This is a genomic window from Oceanobacillus saliphilus (assembly GCF_023522835.1).
Lineage (GTDB): Bacteria > Bacillota > Bacilli > Bacillales > Amphibacillaceae > Oceanobacillus > Oceanobacillus saliphilus.
Map to the genome: position 1 here is coordinate 394,396 of NZ_JALCZU010000001.1, position 20,816 is coordinate 415,211.

At 41.6% G+C, this 20,816-nt stretch carries 18 protein-coding genes; all 18 read right to left on the bottom strand.

Annotated elements, in window-relative coordinates; genetic code table 11:
• Window positions 1–340 precede the first annotated feature (340 nt).
• Window positions 341–1,354: an L-threonylcarbamoyladenylate synthase gene (locus MN204_RS01700; RefSeq protein ID WP_249869619.1), complete on the bottom strand. Its 1,014-nt coding sequence runs from the start codon at window positions 1,352–1,354 to the stop codon at window positions 341–343.
• 354 nt (window positions 1,355–1,708) lie between these two features.
• Entirely contained in the window at window positions 1,709–2,110 is a 402-nt protein-coding gene (locus MN204_RS01705) for a GNAT family N-acetyltransferase (protein WP_249869333.1), read from the bottom strand.
• Between the two features lie 76 nt (window positions 2,111–2,186).
• On the bottom strand, window positions 2,187–2,789 hold the full coding sequence (spoIIR, locus tag MN204_RS01710) for a stage II sporulation protein R (protein ID WP_249869334.1): 603 nt from the start codon (window positions 2,787–2,789) through the stop codon (window positions 2,187–2,189).
• A gap of 277 nt (window positions 2,790–3,066) precedes the next feature.
• Window positions 3,067–3,927: a peptide chain release factor N(5)-glutamine methyltransferase gene (gene prmC / locus MN204_RS01715; RefSeq protein ID WP_249869335.1), complete on the bottom strand. Its 861-nt coding sequence runs from the start codon at window positions 3,925–3,927 to the stop codon at window positions 3,067–3,069.
• Window position 3,928: 1 nt separating this feature from the next.
• Entirely contained in the window at window positions 3,929–4,999 is a 1,071-nt protein-coding gene (prfA, locus tag MN204_RS01720) for a peptide chain release factor 1 (RefSeq protein WP_249869336.1), read from the bottom strand.
• A 463-nt stretch (window positions 5,000–5,462) separates the two neighbouring features.
• Window positions 5,463–6,083, bottom strand: coding sequence for a thymidine kinase (locus MN204_RS01725; RefSeq protein WP_249869337.1), 621 nt, complete (start codon window positions 6,081–6,083; stop codon window positions 5,463–5,465).
• 366 nt (window positions 6,084–6,449) lie between these two features.
• Window positions 6,450–6,695, bottom strand: coding sequence for a type B 50S ribosomal protein L31 (locus MN204_RS01730; protein WP_249869338.1), 246 nt, complete (start codon window positions 6,693–6,695; stop codon window positions 6,450–6,452).
• 179 nt (window positions 6,696–6,874) lie between these two features.
• Entirely contained in the window at window positions 6,875–8,158 is a 1,284-nt protein-coding gene (gene rho / locus MN204_RS01735) for a transcription termination factor Rho (RefSeq protein ID WP_249869339.1), read from the bottom strand.
• A 440-nt stretch (window positions 8,159–8,598) separates the two neighbouring features.
• Complete coding sequence (gene glpX / locus MN204_RS01740; RefSeq protein WP_249869340.1) at window positions 8,599–9,567, bottom strand: class II fructose-bisphosphatase; 969 nt, start codon at window positions 9,565–9,567, stop codon at window positions 8,599–8,601.
• An 81-nt stretch (window positions 9,568–9,648) separates the two neighbouring features.
• A complete protein-coding gene (gene murA / locus MN204_RS01745) occupies window positions 9,649–10,935 on the bottom strand; it encodes a UDP-N-acetylglucosamine 1-carboxyvinyltransferase (RefSeq protein ID WP_249869341.1) in 1,287 nt (428 codons plus the stop codon).
• Between the two features lie 165 nt (window positions 10,936–11,100).
• Window positions 11,101–11,745, bottom strand: coding sequence for a fructose-6-phosphate aldolase (gene fsa, locus MN204_RS01750; RefSeq protein WP_249869342.1), 645 nt, complete (start codon window positions 11,743–11,745; stop codon window positions 11,101–11,103).
• A 96-nt stretch (window positions 11,746–11,841) separates the two neighbouring features.
• Entirely contained in the window at window positions 11,842–12,696 is an 855-nt protein-coding gene (gene fba, locus MN204_RS01755; protein ID WP_249869343.1) for a class II fructose-1,6-bisphosphate aldolase, read from the bottom strand.
• 115 nt (window positions 12,697–12,811) lie between these two features.
• Entirely contained in the window at window positions 12,812–13,171 is a 360-nt protein-coding gene (locus MN204_RS01760; RefSeq protein ID WP_249869344.1) for a response regulator, read from the bottom strand.
• A 222-nt stretch (window positions 13,172–13,393) separates the two neighbouring features.
• The gene (gene pyrG, locus MN204_RS01765; protein WP_249869345.1) at window positions 13,394–15,007 is read right to left on the bottom strand and encodes a CTP synthase; all 1,614 of its coding nucleotides are present in this window, start codon (window positions 15,005–15,007) and stop codon (window positions 13,394–13,396) included.
• Between the two features lie 168 nt (window positions 15,008–15,175).
• Window positions 15,176–15,685 (bottom strand): DNA-directed RNA polymerase subunit delta, encoded by a 510-nt coding sequence (rpoE, locus tag MN204_RS01770; RefSeq protein WP_306798549.1) that lies wholly within the window; start codon window positions 15,683–15,685, stop codon window positions 15,176–15,178.
• Window positions 15,686–15,967: 282 nt separating this feature from the next.
• A complete protein-coding gene (gene icmF / locus MN204_RS01775) occupies window positions 15,968–19,210 on the bottom strand; it encodes a fused isobutyryl-CoA mutase/GTPase IcmF (RefSeq protein WP_249869347.1) in 3,243 nt (1,080 codons plus the stop codon).
• A gap of 34 nt (window positions 19,211–19,244) precedes the next feature.
• Window positions 19,245–19,856, bottom strand: a complete 612-nt coding sequence (locus MN204_RS01780; protein WP_249869348.1) for a TetR/AcrR family transcriptional regulator — start codon at window positions 19,854–19,856, stop codon at window positions 19,245–19,247.
• Window positions 19,853–20,797 carry a methylmalonyl Co-A mutase-associated GTPase MeaB gene (gene meaB / locus MN204_RS01785; protein WP_249869349.1) on the bottom strand — a complete coding sequence of 315 codons (945 nt, stop codon included), beginning with the start codon at window positions 20,795–20,797 and terminating at the stop codon, window positions 19,853–19,855. Before meaB ends, MN204_RS01780 begins: the two co-directional genes overlap by 4 nt.
• Window positions 20,798–20,816: the final 19 nt, after the last annotated feature.

Here is a 20,816-nt window from a genome sequence, read left to right on the forward strand (position 1 = left end):
TCTCTTAGCTAACTCTATATTCAAGTTCCAACCTTTCGTTATGTACTCAACTTTTCTTGATAGAATTAGGAGGGTTGGAGATACACTGCCTGTTTCGCTTCATCGCAGTTGAATATAAATAAAGTTCGACTTAAGTTACATCTATGCTAGATCTGTAGGGATTGCTTATGGAAACAAGTTACTTCGGCAACCGCAGTGTATTTCCCAGAGCGGTAGCCGAAGTAACTAGCTTCCATTATCAGTTAAGGCGTAGATAGCAGTTATGCCGCAGTCTACATAAACTGCGAGCCTTAATAAGCAACAAATAGCAAGTAATTTTTTGGTAAGAGACTTGGGTTATCTATATATCCGATGCTTTTCTCAATCTGTTCATTACTGCCTGGCCTATTCCATCTTCCGGAAATGCTTCACAAATGATAAGATCAACATCACCTTGTTTAAATTTTCTCAAAGCCTCATATAAATTTGCCGCGATCTCATCGATGTTTTCACCAAGGGAAATGATTTCATCTGCCTGGATTTGTTCTGCACAAGCTCTACTTGCTAGTACACCGATCCGGTTGCCGTTTTGTTTTTCCCGATCAATGACGGACTGGAGTTTTTCCGGTGCTCCTTCGATAAGCCATAAAGGGACTTCCGGAGAATAGTGTTTATATTTCATTCCAGGTGACATGGGTCTTTCTTTCGTATTAGCAAGTCCAGGATCAATCATCACAGGACCGACCACATCTTCCAACTGCTCCTTCGTAATTCCACCTGGCCTGAGGATAATGGGGATATCCTGTGTGCAGTCAATTACCGTCGATTCCAAACCAACACCAGTTGGACCACCATCCAGTAATCCGGCAATTCTTCCGTTGAGATCATCCCAAACATGGTTGGCAGTTGTCGGGCTGGGCTTTCCGGAAAGATTAGCACTTGGCGCAGCAACCGGAACATCTGCTAGTTTCAATAACTCCTGGGCAATCGGGTGATCGGGAATACGGACACCGATTGTGGATAATCCGGCCGTTACATTGTCAGCACACATCCCATTACTCGGTAAAACATATGTCAGCGGGCCGGGTGAAAATTCTTTCATTAATTTCTCTGCATAAGCTGGTAGGTTATCCACAAGTCTCTTTAACTGTTCTACCGTTGCAACATGAGCAATCAGCGGGTTATCCTGTGGCCTTCCTTTCGCCTTAAATATTTTCGCTACAGCTGATTCATTCGTTGCGTCCGCACCAAGCCCATAGACTGTCTCGGTTGGAAAGGCAACCGTTTCCCCTTGGGTGATCAGCTCTGCCGCTTCATGGATGGACTGATTATGAAATGTTTCATTATTTTTTATGTTCCAGCGCTTTGTATCTATCATCATTGCTACCTCATTTCTACCTTATATTTTAGTTGATAGAAACGATTTACGCAAAATGTGGATAACATTCATCTTCCTGCAATGGTTTTTCATTAGAAAACTTGGCATACGCCAAGCTTTTGGGCGAATGCCTTAGTTGCACTTATGCAAGTAAGAAAGTTTATACTTTCTTACTTGCTTAGAAAACTTGGTTGTCACCAAGCCATTCGATGACAGCCTTAGTTGCACTTATGAAAATAAGAAAGATAATCCTTCCTTGCCAAGAAAATGAATGTTATCCACATATTTTTAATTTAATTAACAATTTACTACCAGTTATGCACAACGTTCTGTGTATAATGTGAATAACTTTTACGAAACATTGTATGCCCACCAGCTCCCTTTAGTTACCGGATACTTGTCCTCAAACATGCTTTCCTTTTGTGGATGGAATTGTAAAGCTTCAAGCAAGATATCCACAACCGGTTGGTGACTGTGTACATAAACAGATTTTGCATGACGCTGTTTTGCCAAAGTGAGGATGGCCTCTAACAGAATTGGTAGTCTTCCCGCTTCGGATTGTGTAATATACAATTGTTTCAGCCAAAAAATATCAGCTTTCACGTCATCGAGAATAAAGCACCCTTCGATTTTATTGTTAATTTCCACGACATAACCATGATGATACACACTTTGTTTGTCAACATTGGCATTTTTACCGAAAAATTCCTCCAGCTGTACATAGGATGCTTCTTTAGCAAGAATAATTTTCATTGGTTTCACCTCTATGGATAAATTTGATAGAAATAGGATGTACCTTTTCTTTCATTCTATGCAGTTAGTAGAGGGACTATGACCAACCAAACCATTCAAAAAGGAAAAACTTGATTTCTGTTTCTTCCCCATCTTCTGCAGCCACCGTGTCATCATTTGTTTCTGTTTCCGCTACGGATGTTCCGTTGAAAAAATCGAGAAAACATAATGGAGGGAATAGCACACACCACCAATTAGCACCTTTTCCTTCTCCTAGCGTAATTAAGATTGCTTCATATTCACCTGCCGGATATAAAAACGACCCATAGAGCTTCGTCGGAAATGTCACGTTCTTTCCATATTCCACATGGAAATCATTTGAATCGCCTGCTTCTTCAATTGTGCTTGCTACAATTGCTTCGAGTTCTGGTATACGGGACTCTATTAATGTTCGGGCTTCTTCAATATCGGTTATATACTGTACCCATTCCGTAACCTGTTCATTGACACGATCACGGACGAGATGTTTCAGTTCCTGATCGTCGTCATTGTCACTGTTTGCTAGAATTCTCAATCGGATTGCCTCATCGGGAATAACCTGGTAATCCGCCTCATTTGAAAGTTGCTTGCCCACTCCATTTGCCGGTATTGCTAAGAAAAAGATAAAAAAGATAAGTATGATAAATAGTAGTTTTCTCATTTAAAATTCCCCTCTCTAACTGTTTAATAGACAGTATGGACAGGAGAATTTATTTTTAAACTAGTATTCTATTAATTTATGATTATGGAGTAAAAGCCAAGAATCAGGTTAGGACCGGACGGACTATGCCTGCTGTGTAAAGCGTGTTTTTGGTTAGAAAACTGTTTGTCAGCAAGCCATTTGCCGAGCAGGCTTGGGGCATGCCAATTTTTCTCACACTTTCTTCTTTGCGTTTGAGAACGCTTGAACGACCCCTGGGCCTCAGCAGAATTCCGGTTTAAATTCTTGCTGAAACAATGCGGTCTTTTTTATTAATATCCTGGATAGTTGTAACAGTGCTTTCCGGAAAGGTGTTATGGATCATTGCATGCAGTGCACCGCTTTGCGTATGGCCGATTTCAAAGATGAGCTGTGCATTTTCCTTTACAGCTAATCGTGCCTCGGAAATAATCTTCTGATAGGCTGCCAAACCGTGATTATCGGCAAAAAGTGCGAGTTCTGGATCAAAGTTTTTCACGGTGTCTGACATGGATGGTGCCTCTGCTTTTGCAATATATGGTGGATTAGAAACGATGATATCCGCAACAATTCCCTTATCTATTACCGGCTGCAAAAAATCTCCCTGCAGAAATTTCACATTGGCTTGCAATTGCGCTGCATTTCGTTTCGCAACGTGGAGTGCTTCCTCTGAAATATCTGTTGCATATACCGTTGCTTGCGGCAATTCCAGTGCAAGCGTAATGGCAATAATTCCACTGCCTGTGCCGATATCGACTATCGTTAATTGCTCTAAGTCAACATCTTTTACAGACTCAATAACATGCTGGACAAGCTCCTCCGTTTCAGGCCTGGGAATGAGTACATGATGATTCACAGAAAAATCTCTTCCGTAAAACGTTTCATAGCCTGTAAGATGCTGGACCGGGATACCTGTTTGCGCGTGTTTTTCAATGTCTGCCTTGAATAGGTCGACAACAGCTTGCGGTACCGGATCCTGCATGCGCATGAAAAACTGTGCTCTCGAAGCGCCAAGATGATGTTGTAACAGTATCTCAGCAACCCTTGATTCGCGATGATGCTTTTCTAAAAAAAGAGAAGCCCAGCGTAGGACTTCGAATTGTTTTTGTTCGGTTTTCATATTATTCACCAATCTGTTCAAGTTTTTTGGCCTGTTCTTCCATAATCAGGGCATCGACAAACTCATCCAGTTTCCCTTGCACAATTTGGTCGAGCTTTTGAATGGTCAAGCCAATGCGGTGATCGGTTACCCGGTTTTGCGGATAATTGTACGTACGAATCCGTTCGGAACGGTCCCCGGTACCTACTGCTGACTTTCTGTTTTCATCATATTCTGCCTGTGCTTCCCGCTGAAATTTGTCATACACGCGGGCTCGTAATACTTTCATCGCTTTTTCTTTATTTTTAATCTGAGACTTTTCATCCTGAATCGAAACAACCGTCCCTGTAGGTTCATGTGTCAAACGGACAGCAGACATCGTCGTATTGACACTTTGCCCACCAGGTCCACTGGAAGCGAATGTATCCACGCGAATATCTTTTTCATGAATGTCAACTTCCACTTCTTCTGCTTCAGGCAAAACAGCAACGGTTGCAGTAGATGTATGAATTCGGCCGCCTGATTCAGTTTCAGGTACACGCTGGACGCGGTGTGCTCCATTTTCATATTTCAGTTTGGAATAAACATCACTTCCATTGATCATGAAAATAATTTCCTTATATCCACCAACACCTGTTGAGCTTGCTTCCATCACTTCCGTTTTCCAGCCCTGTTGTTCCGCATAGCGGGAATACATTCTATAAAGATCACCAGCAAACAATGCTGCCTCATCCCCACCCGCAGCACCGCGGATTTCCACAATTACGTTTTTATCATCGTTCGGATCTTTTGGGAGAAGGAGAATACGCATTTTTTCTTCCAGTTCCGTTTTCGAATCAGCAAGCTCATCAATCTCAAGCTTTACCATCTCGCGCATTTCATCATCCAATTTATCTTGCAGCATTTCCTTTGCATCACTTAACTGACTTGTTACATCTTTATATTCACGATAAGCTTGAACAACATCCTCAAGGCCTGATTGTTCCTTCGAATACTCACGTAATTTATTTGTATCACTAATAATATCCGGATCACTTAGCATTTCGTTCAATTTATTATAACGATCTTCCAATGTTTGTAGACGATCTAACATACCGACACCTCTTTCTGATTAACAGTCTAATTATAGTATATAGGGGGTGTAGTGGTCAATTGGTGATGGTGCTGATTAGCAGTAACAGGATGTGCGCGGCAAAATGAAGCGCGGAGCAAGGACTCGGCCCTTCTGCACAGGGGGAAGCTGTGTTTCCTTAACCACTTTTGGAGGCAGAATGTAACGGTTTTTATTTGAGGAATTGGATTTGCGAAGCCTTCTTTCTCGCCAACTAATTCGGATTTCTTCCTTTTGAGATCACCACGTACTACCATTTCTTTTTTGATTGGTGGATTGAAACTCTACTTTCTAATGCATTGAGACGCATTACCTCTATTCGCTTATCGTATAACTTAAAAAACAGCTTATAAAATCACTCCTTTTGTTTCATGATTATTTCTACCACGCATGCTAATTTCCCTTCTTTTTTGCCAAAAAGAAGCACCCCTTTGGATGCTTCTTTTTATTTCACAGCATTAATCAGACTGTTAATTACATTGCTTGTTGGTTTATTCGGTACTTCATGGTGATGGCGGCATCTTGGTTCGTAGGATTCAGATGCTCCGACAAGGATGATTGGATCATCGTAGGAAGCTGGTTTACCGTTGATTAGACGTTGGGTACGACTTGCAGGTGAGCCGCATACTGGGCAGATTGCATTCAATTTTGTTACGGATTCGCTGAGTGACATTAGCTTTGGAACAGGTCCGAATGGTTCGCCTCGGAAATCAGTATCCAACCCTGCTGCGATTACACGGATACCTCTGTTTGCGAGTTCTTCAGCAATTTCAACGACGTTTTCATCAAAAAACTGCACTTCGTCGATTCCAACGATATCGACATGATTATCAATATGATCGAGAATTTCTACGGATTTATTTATTGGTCGAGCAATGGTGGATGTTCCGTTGTGAGAGACGACGGCTGTGTCATCATAGCGGTCATCGATGGCAGGTTTGAAAACGCGCACTGACAGATTTGCATAGGTTGCCCTACGTACACGGCGGATCAATTCTTCCGATTTCCCCGAAAACATACTGCCACATATTACTTCCACCCAGCCGCTTTGCTTCATTACATACATGTTGTGAACCCCTCTCATCACGGTTAAATTAATTTTATGTATAGCGGATAGTTTACCACTATTATCGACAAATTTAACATATTCTTATCATTTTATTAGAAAACTTGGCATTCCTAATGCTTGGCAAATGCCATAGTTGTACGTATACATTTTTTCAAAAAAACCTTACTCCAAAGTAAAAGAACAGGCAAAATATAGACATTTTGCCTGTCCTTTTAAAGTTGATCAAACGTTTGATTAAGAAAGCGGAGTCGCCGAAACCTTCTTACAGTCCAGTTCCGTCTCCCAGGAGCTGCTGTCATAAGCAATTGGCACTCCAAGCGCCAATTGCTTATGCCTCCGCTTCTGGTCAGTCGCTTCAACCTTTTATTTCATATTATATTTTTTCTTGAATCGGTCTACACGGCCGCCGACTGTATCTGCTTTTTGTTTACCTGTGTAGAATGGGTGTGAATCAGAGCTGATCTCAACTTTGATCAATGGGTATGTGTTACCATCTTCCCATTCGATTGTTTCGTTGGATCCTCTAGTTGATCCGCTCAAGAATTTGTAATCTGAACTAGTATCAAGAAAAACTACTTTCCTGTACTCTGGATGAATTTCCTTTTTCATGTTCTTTCCACTCCTTTTTGCCCTGAGTCCTGAGAAACAGAGTTATTGTAAGAGCCGTCATAGGTGGTATTGCACCTTATCTAAACTCACATAGAAAGATTATACCAGTCTGATGCTGTGAATGCAATAGGGATAACTTAAATATTCCTTGATCCCATGGCATAAGCTACGGGCTCTTTTTACTGTTTTGTCATACCTTTGCGCTTCATTTCCTCTCCCATTGCCTGTAGGAATTCTTCGTTGTTTTTTGATGATTTCAGGCGTTTCAAGAAGCGTTCGAGGAAATCATGTGAATCCTGCATCGTCTTGCGGATTGCCCACATTTTGTCAAGATGGCCTTTGTCAACAAGCAATTCCTCTTTACGTGTTCCGGAACGTAATATGTCAATCGCAGGGAAAATTCTGCGTTCAGCCAAATGACGATCCAGATGCAGTTCCATATTCCCTGTACCCTTAAATTCCTCATAAATAACATCATCCATGCGTGAACCTGTTTCTACCAATGCAGTAGCTAAAATCGTGAAACTTCCGCCTTCTTCAATATTTCTCGCAGCACCGAAGAATCGTTTTGGACGGTGGAATGCAGCCGGATCAATCCCACCGGAAAGTGTACGGCCACTTGGTGGGATCACGAGGTTATATGCACGCGCCAAACGGGTAATGCTATCCATCAGTACGATAACATCGCGCTTATGCTCAACAAGACGCATTGCCCTCTCCAGAACGAGCTCCGATACTTTAATATGGCTCTCTGGCACTTCATCAAAGGTAGAGCTCACGACATCAACATTCGGAGCAACAGAACGTTCAATATCGGTTACTTCTTCCGGACGCTCGTCCACCAGAAGGATGATCAACTTTGCTTCCGGATGGTTTATTGATATGCTGTTTGCAATTTCTTTAATCAGCATCGTTTTCCCTGCTTTTGGCGGTGCCACAATAAGACCGCGCTGGCCGAAACCAACCGGTGTCATCAAGTCCATGATTCTTGTGGAAATTGTCCGTGTCTCTGTTTCAAGTTTAATTGCGCGATTTGGATAAAGGGCTGTCAGGGCAGGAAAATGCACGCGTTCCTTGGATGAATCCGGATCCTCGTCATTGACTGCATCGACATGCAATAGACCATAATAACGCTCATTTTCTTTCGGTGGACGCACTTTTCCGGATACTTTATCACCATTTCTTAAATCAAAACGACGAATTTGGGATGCTGAAATATAGATGTCTTCTGCACTCGGGGAATAGTTGATCGGTCTCAGGAAACCAAATCCCTCAGATGGGATGATTTCCAACACACCATTCATAAACAGAAAACCGTCCTTCTCTGCCTGTGCTTTTAATATTGCAAAGATTAGTTCTTTTTTGGTCAGTTTGGAATAATACGATACTTTGTATTCCTTTGCCCAAGCATAGATTTCTTTTAATGTCATTGTCTCTAAATTAGAGATTGTTAATGTTTCCACTCAATCACCACGCCTATTCCTTAATCTTTTTTTAGGGAGTGTTTCATCGTACTGCGGGAAAAAATTGTTGTGTGACTATTCATTTACCGCGTAAGTAACCATATTTCATTAAGTTTAATATTGTTTTGATATTGCCACTTCTTATGGAAGGGAGTCCTTGAAGAAATGCAGAGTTTAGCAGAAGCTTTGATAGAAGTCTCCAGATTCTTTTTTTGCTAATCGTGTCAGGATTTCTGGGTGTACAAACAGATTAGCCAAGATATGCCTGTGTTAAACATATATTATATTACTCTTTTAGAAAGTATTATTCAATATTATTTTTACAAATTTGTAATATATTATTGCTGCTTCAAGTTATAGATGATTATTCATAGCGTAATATAATTATAGAAAAGGAAGCCAATTCTTACTTGGCTTCCTTTATTCATTTAGCAATTTTCTTAAGACTTGATAACAAGATTCGGTTTTTTCTGCAGGCTGTGCTCGCCATCAACAAATCTGACAGTGCCACTTTTTGCACGCATGACTAGTGACTGTGTCGTTGCTTTCGACCCTTTAAATTGAACACCTTTTAGAAGCTCACCATCCGTAACCCCTGTAGCAGCAAAGATTGCATCATCACCACTACAGAAATCATCCATATAAAATACTTTATTAAAATCAGTTATGCCCATTTTTTTACAACGGGCGATTTCCTCATCATTGGATGGCAGTAATTTCCCTTGAAGTTCACCACCGAGACATTTAAGCGCGGCAGCTGCGATAACCCCTTCAGGAGCACCACCCGAACCGAGTAAAATATCTACGCCAGTATCTTCAAATGCTGTATTGATGGCTGCAGCAACGTCACCAGCTGGAATAAGTTTGATTCTGGCTCCGGATTCCCGGATATCCTGAATCAATTTTGCATGACGGGGACGATCCAAAACAGTTGCAACAACATCTTCTATATTTTTGTTTTTTGCTTTTGCAACGGCACGTAAATTATCAATGACAGGGGCATTGATATCAATCATCCCGACTGCTTCCGGTCCGACAGCAATTTTTTCCATGTACATATCAGGAGCATGCAGGAGTGTCCCTTTATCCGCGATAGCGATTACAGTTAACGCATTCCACGTTCCCTGGGCGACAATTTCCGTACCCTCCAGTGGATCAACTGCAACATCTACGCCAGGTCCTTCTCCTGTTCCAAGTTCTTCACCGATATACAACATGGGAGCTTCATCCATTTCGCCTTCACCAATTACAACTGTACCTCGCATTGGAATGGTATCAAATACGGATCGCATGGCAGTTGTTGCTGCATCATCTGCTTCCTCTTTGACACCTCTCCCCATCCAGCGTGCTGATTCCAATGCTGCTGCTTCTGTTACTCGCACCAATTCCATTGATAAACTTCTTTCCATATTCTCCATCTCCCTTATTTTTACAATATACTCATCCCAAAGAATATAGTTATAAGAGTGGGTATGGTTTTCTAAACTTTATCAGGAATTCTGAGTTTGGATAATTTCCTGTTCGGTCATCTCTTCACGCCAGATTTTTGCTCCGAGATTTGACAGTTTCTCTGTAATCTTTTCATAACCCCGGTCAATATGCTCAAGGCCCGTCACTTCTGTAACACCATTCGCCATCAGGCCTGCAATGACAAGTGCTGCTCCGGCACGGAGATCCGATGCTTTAACTTTTGCACCTTCCAATTGTACTGGACCAGATGCAATTACTGATCCACCTTCCACCTTAATCACAGCATTCATTCTTCTTAATTCATCGATATGCTTTAGGCGGGCGGAATAAATGGTATCAATGATGATGCCAGTACCGCTAGCTTGGGTTAAAAGGGACGTGAATGGCTGTTGGAGGTCTGTCGGAAACCCTGGATAAACAAGTGTCTTTACATCAACGCTCTTTAAAGGGCTTTTTCTTGCAATGTAAAGCTGTTCATCACTTTCCTCTACCGTGACATTCATTTCACGTAATTTCGCAATGAGTGATTCCAGATGCTGGGAAATAACGTTATCAATAATAACTTCTCTTCCCATTGCAGCTGCTGCAATGGCGTATGTCCCTGCTTCGATACGGTCGGGAATGATCGTGTGTCTGCACCCGTGCAATGTTTCAACACCTTCAATACGAATGACATCTGTACCTACACCTTTGATTTTGGCACCCATATTGGTGAGCAATGTTGCAACATCAATAATTTCCGGCTCTTTAGCTGCATTTTCAATTACGGTTTTACCTTTTGCTTTAACAGCTGCAAGCATGATATTAATCGTTGCGCCGACACTGACAACATCCAAATAAATTCTGGCACCTCTCAGCTCTTTTGCACGCAGGTATATGGCTCCTTGTTCGTTCGTTACTTCAGCCCCAAGTGCCTCAAAGCCTTTAATATGCTGATCGATAGGACGTGGGCCAAGATAGCAGCCCCCCGGGAGTCCAATAACAGCTTTGTTGAACTTACCAAGCATTGCTCCCATAAAATAATAGGAAGCACGCAGCTTTTTTACCTTTCCATTCGGCAATGGCATTGCTACCATTTTTTCCGGGTTGATGGTCATATCCTGACCTTCCAACGATACACTGCCACCAATTTCCTCGAGCAAATCACCAAGTGTATGGACATCGGAAATCTCCGGAAGCCCTTCGATGGTAACCGCTGAATCTGCCAATATGGATGCTGGCAGCAAAGCTACTGCACTGTTCTTTGCTCCGCTGATTCGAACTTCGCCATTTAGTTCATGGCCACCTTCAATTAACAATTTCTGCATTTGAATACCTCGTTCCTGAGAGGTTGCCCAAAAAATATTCGAACACACGTCATGGCATGTACTATTTTTTACCTTTTAAAAAAGGGTCAATACCTCTACTCATAATCACGTAAACTAAAAGCTCGTTATGTTATTATCCTTTTCATTTTTTCCAATTTCATACAATTATTTTTGGTTGTTCCAGTCTGCTAGGAACTTTTCAATACCTTGATCTGTTAATGGATGTTTTACAAGTGAAGACAACACGTTATAAGGAATGGTTGCAATATGCGCTCCATTCACTGCTGCATCCGTTACATGTAATGGGTGACGGATAGATGCTGCAATGATTTCCGTGCCAATATTGTGGCGGTCGAAAATTTCTGCGATTGTCGCGACTAATGTCATGCCATCCTGACCAATGTCATCTAAACGTCCAAGGAATGGGGAAACATAGGTTGCTCCAGCACGTGCAGCAAGTAATGCCTGATTAGCATTGAAAATTAACGTAACATTTGTTTTGATGTTAAGATCACTGAACGCTTTGACTGCTTTCAGACCTTCCAATGTCATTGGAACTTTAACCGTAATGTTTGGTGCAATTGCAGCCAATTCTTTTCCTTCTTCAATCATACCTGCTGCATCTTCTGCGATAACTTCCGCACTTACGGATCCTTCTGTTACTTCTGCAGTAATTTCACGTAGACGGTCATGAAAAGAAACGCCTTCTTTTGCTACAAGACTTGGATTTGTTGTAACCCCCGCTAATATACCCAGTTCATTTGCCTGACGGATTTCCTCTATGTTTGCTGTATCAATAAAAAATTTCATATGTTATGCACCTTCACTTTCTCTGACTGTTTTTTATGGACGGAAAAGCTGAACCAGGTGGAACAGCTTTTTTGTCATGTTACATAATCGCTTTGATTACGCTTGTTGAGCGGAACCGAATTCGCGCATTTTACCTTTTACAGTTTCTTTGATTGCCTCTGTACCAGGTCCTAAGTATTTACGTGGATCATAAAGTTTTGGTTTTGCGTTCAGTGTTTCGCGAACGGCTTTTGTTTGTGCAAGTTGGTTTTCTGTATTTACATTAATTTTAGCAGTTCCAAGTGAGATTGCTTTTTGAATGTCTTTTGTTGGAATTCCTGTACCACCATGAAGCACTAAAGGAACTTGTACAAGATTTAGAATTTCTTCCATTTCTGCAAATCCAAGGTTTGGTTCCCCATCATATTCGCCATGTACAGACCCTAGAGCTGGTGCAAGACAGTCAATGCCAGCCTGTTCAACGAGCTGTTTACATTCATCTTTATCCGCGTACATAACACCACCGATTACGCCGTCTTCTTCTCCGCCTACTGTACCAACTTCAGCTTCAACAGATACGCCATGAATGTGAGCAAGTTCTACAACTTTCTTCGTTAAAGCGATATTTTCCTCTATTGGTGAATGTGAAGCATCAATCATTACGGAAGTGAATCCTGCATGAATAGCTTGTGCACATTTTTCAAAGCTTGAACCATGATCTAAATGAATTGCAACTGGCACTGTTGTACCATAGGATTCCATTAATGATTTTACCATTGCAACGACAACGTTAAAACCACCCATATATTTGCCCGCACCTTCAGAAACACCTAGAATAACTGGTGACTTTTCTTCTTCGGCAGCTTGCAGGATTGCCTGAATATATTCTAGGTTGTTGATATTGAACTGTCCTACTGCATAACCATTTTCTTTACCTTTTTCAAGCATTTCTTTCATGGATACTAATGGCATTGAAAATCCTCCTTATGACTTTTCTTTAACAAGTATTTATACTGATCTTCCTACAGTATAAGAATACCAACTACGGAGGATTGGCGCAACAAGTAAGGAATGCGGAATCAACTCCCTACAGAAGAATTTCTTCCACGTGAGCACAAAAATCCTTTATATTAAAAGGCTTTGCGACGATTCTCCTTACCATTTTAATTTTTTCGACTTCCTGTTTAATCGTTTCAGCCATTCCGCTCATTAAAATGACAGAGATCTCCTTTTTATCTCTCTCGAGTATCTCCAACACTTCTTTCCCATCAATGATCGGCAGTTTATAATCCAGAATGATTAAATCGTATGTATGCTTATTAATTTTATCTATCGCTTCCTTACCAGTACTTGCTAAGGAAACCTGATAACCTTCACTGGTCAAAATATCGGTTAAAAGTAAACGGATTCCAGGCTGGTCATCAACAACTAATATCTCCTTTGGCATAAATTCTATTTCCCCCCAGTAACTAATTTCCCCACTTAATCAATTCTATAAATCTTTACATAATCCTGCCTCATTTCAAATTTTTCCCAAGTAGAGGTCTGTCACTCCCCGAATATTGTCGATAGATGGATTTCCTTTAGCACCTTAGGAATGCTGCAAATTCAAGGCCTCCAACACAAAAAAACCACTCTGCATTTTTGCTCAGAGTGGTTCTAATTTTAATTAATTCTTTTTGCTTTTTTGTTCTACAGATGCACCGATAAAGCCTTTAAATAAGCTTTGTGCTCTTGTAGGTCGTGATGTGAATTCTGGATGGAATTGGCAGGCTACAAACCAAGGATGATTCTCAATCTCGATTGTTTCAACCAATCTTCCATCAGGGCTTGTACCAGAGAAGATAAACCCTTGCTCAGCCATTTGTTCACGGTAATCATTGTTAAATTCATAACGGTGGCGATGACGTTCTTCAATCGTATCTGCCCCGTTGTATGCTGCTTTTGTTTTCGTTCCATCTTTTAGCTTACAAGGATATGCGCCGAGTCTCAATGTACCACCGAGATCTTGAATATCTTTTTGTTCAGGCAGTAAATCAATAATTGGATGTGGTGTTTTCGGATCGATTTCTGCTGAATGTGCACCTTCAAGTCCAACCACGTTACGCGCAAATTCCACGGATGCAAGCTGCATGCCAAGACAAATCCCGAAGAAAGGAATATTATTTTCACGTGCATAACGAATTGCTTCAATTTTGCCTTCAATTCCGCGATCACCAAATCCGCCAGGCACGATGATTCCGTCCACCTGTGAAAGTTCTGAATCAATGCTTTCTTTATCTGACGATTCGGAGTTGATCCAATGGATATTGATATCTGCATCGAAATCATATCCAGCATGCTTCAATGACTCGACAACAGATAAATAAGCATCCGGCAATTCCACGTATTTGCCTACTAACCCGATATCAACTTTTTTGGAAAGATTTCTCACTTTAGAGACAAGTTTTTTCCACTCTTTCATATCCGCTTCTCCACAATCCAACCCAAAATGATCACAGGCCAATTGGTCAAGGTTCTGCTCCTGGAGAGCGATTGGCACTTGATACAATGTGTCTGCATCACGCATTTCGATAACTGCTTTTTCGTTAATATCACAGAACAATGCGATTTTTTCTTTTGATTCCTTGCTGATTGGGAGTTCTGTACGCAACACGATGACATCCGGCTGTATACCCAATGAGCGCAGTTCTTTTACACTATGCTGGGTAGGTTTTGTTTTCATTTCCCCTGCAACTTTAATGTATGGCACAAGCGTACAATGCAGGTACATGACACTATTGCGACCTACATCGCTCTTGATTTGACGAATGGCTTCCAGGAATGGCAATGATTCAATATCACCAACTGTACCACCAATCTCCGTTATGACGACATCTGCTCCTGTCGCTTCTCCAGCACGATATACTTGATCCTTAATTTCATTTGTGATATGCGGAATCACCTGCACTGTACCACCAAGATAGTCTCCGCGTCGTTCTTTTCGGATCACACTGGAATATACTTTTCCTGTTGTGATATTACTGAACTTGTTTAAATTAATATCGATAAACCGTTCATAATGTCCTAAGTCCAGATCTGTTTCAGCTCCATCATTGGTAACAAAAACTTCTCCATGCTGATATGGACTCATTGTTCCTGGATCCACGTTGATATATGGGTCAAATTTCTGGATTGTAACCTTTAAGCCTCGGTTTTTCAATAAACGACCGAGTGAAGCGGCTGTTATTCCTTTCCCTAAGGAAGATACCACTCCACCGGTGACAAAGATATATTTAGTCACGATTCATCCTTCTTTCTATCCAAGATCTTATATAGTAGTATTGCTTAACTTGAAAATAAAATAAGAAAAGCGTTTCCCCATATTGCCTGGGGAAACGCTTTGTGTTTTAAATTCAAAGAGCCCAATAAGAATTGTACTCATACTCGATTAAAAAGTCAAGCAACCCTTTTATTTCTTTTCCTCATCCAATTCTTCATCTTCATCCACATCATCGTCCAATTCTTCATCTAACTCGTCTTCGAATTCATCATCGAAATCGTCATCGTCCAGATCTTCGTCCAGCTCATCAAAGTCATTGACTACGTCCGCAATATCCTCATCAACGATGTCAAGTGCAGCGACATCGTCAACGACTGCTTTTTTCTTCTTTTTAACTTTTTTCTTTTTCGGTACTTCAGTAAGCTCTTCTTCAGCTTGTTCTACAGGATACCAACGTTTGAGACCCCACATACCGGAACCAAGCGCAAGAAAACGTCCGTCCACATTCATGTCGGTATAAAACTGGGAAATATTGACTTCCTTCTGTTTTTTGTTAAACCCTTTAATCTCTGCAATTTTATCAAAAAGTTCTCTGTAATTAACAGCTTTCTTTTCTTGTAATAAAATTTTACTCGCCATTTCGATCATCGACATATCCTTTAATTCTTCGTGGCTGAAATTTTCTAAGCTCACGGTCATGCACTCCCTTTACTAAAATATTGAAGGCTTTTTTACGGCCAGTATATCATCATTCATTTTCACGTACATAAAACACACCATTAACTATACCATTTTTCATTTAGAATAAACATATCTTACATTATAATCCGTTATATATGCAAGACGCCAGAACAAAAGCATGAAAATGTTGAGAATGGATTGGATTCATTCATCAATTTTCCATGCTTTTAAAATTGCTTCGTGATTACTTTCGTTTAGCAACCCGAAATTCCAGTAGCCTGAAGTAGGTAGCTTCTCGAATTACATATTTCTTCGATACTGACCTCCAACTTCGTAAAGGGCTGTTGTTATTTGACCAAGACTTGCCACTTTAACCGTTTCCAGAAGCTCTGCGAAAATGTTTCCACCGGATGCTGCAACATGCTTTAAGCGCCTCAAAGCTTCATCGGTTTTATCTTTATGCGTATTCTGGAACTTACGTAATTCTGTAATCTGATGTTCTTTTTCCTCTTTCGATGCACGTGCCAGTTCCATGGAATCGATATCTTCATCAGTTTGTGGATTCGGATTTAAGTACGTATTGACACCGACAATCGGCAGTTCTCCTGAATGCTTTTTCCCTTCATAATAGAGCGATTCTTCTTGGATTTTCCCCCGTTGGTATTGGCGCTCCATTGCACCAAGTACGCCCCCACGGTCATTCATTTTCTCAAACTCCTGTAAAACCGCTTCCTCCACCAGATCTGTAAGTTCATCGACAATGAATGATCCTTGCAACGAATTTTCGTTCTTCGTGAGTCCAAATTCTTTGTTAATGATCATCTGGATGGCCATTGCACGGCGGACCGATTCCTCCGTTGGGGTCGTAATTGCTTCATCATATGCATTCGTATGCAAGGAATTCGTGTTATCCTGGATGGCCAATAATGCCTGCAGTGTTGTACGGATATCATTAAAATCGATTTCCTGTGCATGCAGGGAGCGTCCGGATGTTTGTATATGGTATTTCAGCTTCTGGCTGCGTTCGTTCGCACCGTACTTATCCCGCATCGTAATTGCCCAAATCCGACGAGCCACCCGGCCAATTACCGTATATTCCGGATCGAGACCATTGGAAAAGAAGAAGGAAAGATTCTGTGCAAATTTATTCACGTCCATGCCCCTGCTCAAATAGTACTCGACATACGTAAATCCGTTCGCCAATGTGAATGCAAGCTGAGTGATTGGATTCGCTCCCGCTTCGGCAATATGATAGCCCGAGATGGAAACGGAATAATAATTACGGACATTTTTTTCAATAAAATATTCCTGAATATCGCCCATCATCCGCAATGCGAATTCCGTTGAGAAGATACATGTGTTTTGCCCCTGGTCTTCTTTTAAAATGTCTGCCTGTACGGTTCCGCGAATAACAGATATTGTTTTATACTTCAAATCGTTATATTCTTCTTCATTTGGTTCACGGTTGTTTTCGGTCTTGAATTTCTCGACCTGCTGATCAATTGCCGTGTTGAAATACATCGCCAAAATAATCGGTGCTGGCCCATTTATGGTCATGGAAACCGATGTAAGCGGGTCGGTTAGATCAAATCCTGCATACAGTTTTTTCATATCTTCCAATGTACAGATGTTGACACCACTTTCGCCGACTTTCCCATAGATATCCGGACGTTCAGCAGGATCTTCACCGTATAGTGTTACCGAGTCAAATGCGGTCGAGAGCCTTTTTGCCTCATCATTTTTTGAAAGATAATGAAACCGGCGATTCGTTCGCTCCGGTGTTCCCTCTCCAGCAAATTGTCTCGTTGGATCTTCGCCCTGCCTTTTAAATGGAAAAACACCTGCAGTAAATGGAAATGCCCCTGGCAAATTTTCCTTCATCAGCCATGTCAACTGCTCGCCCCAATCCCGATATCTTGGGAAGGCGACTTTCGGAATTTTAAGGCCAGACAATGATTTTGTCGTAATATCCATTTCAATTTCCTTATCCCTGACAGAAAACGTAATCGTATCTCCACTATAGCTTTCTTTTAGTGAATCCCAGGATTGAAGAAGCTTTCTGGCTTCCGGTTCGAGCTGATCCCGGTATTGATCAATCGTTTGATCAAGAACTTGAAAAACTTCTGCATCGCCCAATACATCCTTTGTTCCTTCCAGCTGATAGAGCTTTGTTGCAATGTTGCTTTGTTTCTCGACACGTTGGTGATAATTGCGAATATGTCCGGCTATTTCCTGGAGGTAATGTCTACGTTCATTTGTAATGATGCTGTTCTGTTTTTCGGAAATAATATTGCGGTCAAACGTTATTTCTTCATTCCAGTTGTATTTCTCATTCAATGTATCGACCAAGGATGCAAATAATGCATTTGTCCCTGCATCATTGAATTGACTGGCAATCGTGCCGAACACAGGAAATTTATTTTTGTCCTGATGAAAAAGCATATGGCTTCTTTCATATTGTTTCCGCACTTGGTTCAAAGCATCTTCTGAACCTTTTTGTTCAAATTTATTAATGACAATAAAATCGGCGTAATCAATCATATCGATTTTCTCCAATTGTGTTGGTGCACCGAATTCTGCTGTCATAATATACATCGAAAGGTCCGTAATTTCAGTGATGGCCGCATCCCCCTGACCAATCCCACTTGTTTCCACAATTACAAGGTCATATCCGGAGGCACGTAAGACATCGATTACTTCCTGAATGGCCTTTGATAACTCTGATCGTGAATCCCTTGTTGCGAGCGACCGCATGTAAACCCGGTCGGAGAAAATGGCATTCATGCGAATACGGTCACCAAGCAGGGCGCCACCTGTTTTCTTTTTCGTCGGATCAATCGAAATAATAGCTATTTTACGATCTGCAACTTCATTCATAAACCTTCGAATCAGCTCATCGGTCAGTGAACTTTTCCCGGCTCCACCTGTCCCTGTTATACCGAGAACAGGAATATCTTTATTACCGCTGTCCTGAAGTGCTTTTAACACCTTTTGTTTTTCATCCGGATCGGTTTGATCGCTCTCGACAAACGTAATCAATTTGGCGATTGCTGTCCGGTTACCTTGGCTGAGTTTTTCCAGGTCTTTTTCCAAATCGATTGGAGGGATATAATCACATTGCTCAAGCATTCGATTAATCATTCCTTGAAGACCGTATTTCCGCCCGTCCTCCGGTGAAAAAATCCATGCTACCCCATAGTCGTGAAGTTCCTTGATTTCCCGTGGGATAATGGTGCCACCCCCGCCACCAAAAACGTGGATATGGCTAGCACCTAATTCCTTCAGTAAATCAACCATGTATTTAAAATATTCCACATGTCCGCCTTGATAGGATGACATCGCGATACCTTGGACATCTTCTTGAATTGCCGCATGGACAACTTCCTCGACAGATCTGTTGTGGCCTAAATGAATGACCTCTGCACCACTTGCCTGCAGGATTCTTCTCATAATGTTGATGGATGCATCATGCCCATCAAACAAGCTGGAAGCAGTCACAAACCGGACGGGGTTCTTCGGTGAATAGATTTCAACCTGTTCCATCCTTCCTCATCCTCCTTCTGGGAATTAAACGATTTTATTCTTTTACCGCATGATCAATAAGGTTCATCTGCATGTCGACATATTCTTCCAACGAAAACTGCTTTTGCAAAATCCATCTGCGAAAGCCCCACATATGGCCACCGACAACAATGTTATTGGCCAGCAGTGCAACTTCTTTAGCGGATAGTCTATCTTTTATGCAGGCCGTCATAACTTTTTCAACGAGCCCGACCATCTCTCGCTCTTTTTGCATCACATAATCCCTTGTTTCCTTTTTCAATGATTTTATTTCCTGATAAAGAATGACGATTTCATCCTGCATATCATCCATCAGGTAAAAATAGGAGCGGATTGCTTTTTGCATATTCGGAATAGATGGATACTCCAGATCAACAGCATGTGCAATGCGCTCGCGTACCTGTTCGTGGATGGAATCGCAGACAAGAAATAAGACATCTTCTTTCGTCCGGATATATTCATAGAGTGTTCCGATGCTGAATCCGGACTCCTTAGCGATTTCTCTTGTTGTTGTGCGATGGAATCCCTTTTCCTGGAAAAGCTTAATTGCACCTTTTATGATTTGATTTCTCCGCTTTTTAACCAATTCCTGGTCTTTAACGGAGGAGAGAATTTTCTCCTCGCTCATTCGGCAATCCCACCTTCCTTTTTCCATTTTGCAAACACGTCTTTTGCCAGTTGATATGGGTCTGTATCTGCTTCAATTGCTGGAAGGGTATCTTGTTGTTTTTCCATAAAGGATTTCACATCTCGCCAGATTTCTTCGCGAATTAACTCGTATACTTCAAGCTCCAGCTGCTCTTCCCGCTGTTTTTTCCCGGATTGGGTTGTATACAAATAGTCATGGTGTTCGTTAATCTTTTCCCAGAGCTCATCTGTTCCTTTGTTTTCGGTCGTAATCGTCTTGATAATTGGTGTTATATGGTCTTCTGTTGCCGACATCATAACAAGCTCACGTAAAAGTGCCTTCAGCTTCCCAACACCGTGGAGATCTGCTTTATTGATAACAAACAGATCTGCGATTTCCATAATCCCTGCTTTGAAAATTTGTAGAACATCTCCACTGTTCGGTGTCAGTACAACCGCTGTCGTGTCAACCACCTTCATAATGTCGAGCTCAGACTGGCCGACGCCTACTGTTTCAACAATGACGACGTCAAAACCGTATGCATCGCAAATCCGAATCGAATCCTTTGTAGCACGGGAGAGCCCACCAAGACTTCCTCTTGTTGCCATGCTTCGAATATAGACGCCATCATCCGTGAAATGCTGGTTCATCCGTACACGGTCACCAAGCAATGCTCCACCGCTGAATGGACTGGTAGGATCAACAGCAAGGACCGCAACGGTTTTACCCTCATCACGTATATGTGTTATTAGCCGGTTAACGAGCGAACTTTTCCCGGCACCGGGCGATCCGGTCAAACCAACATAAATCGCATGTTTATCCAGGGAAAATACATCACTCAGCATTTCAAGCTTCTCTGGGTGGTCGTTCTCCACCATCGTAATTGCCCTTGCTAGCGCACGTACATCCTTCCGTTTCATCCGTTCAACGATTTCATGCATTTGGTACTTCCTTTCCGTG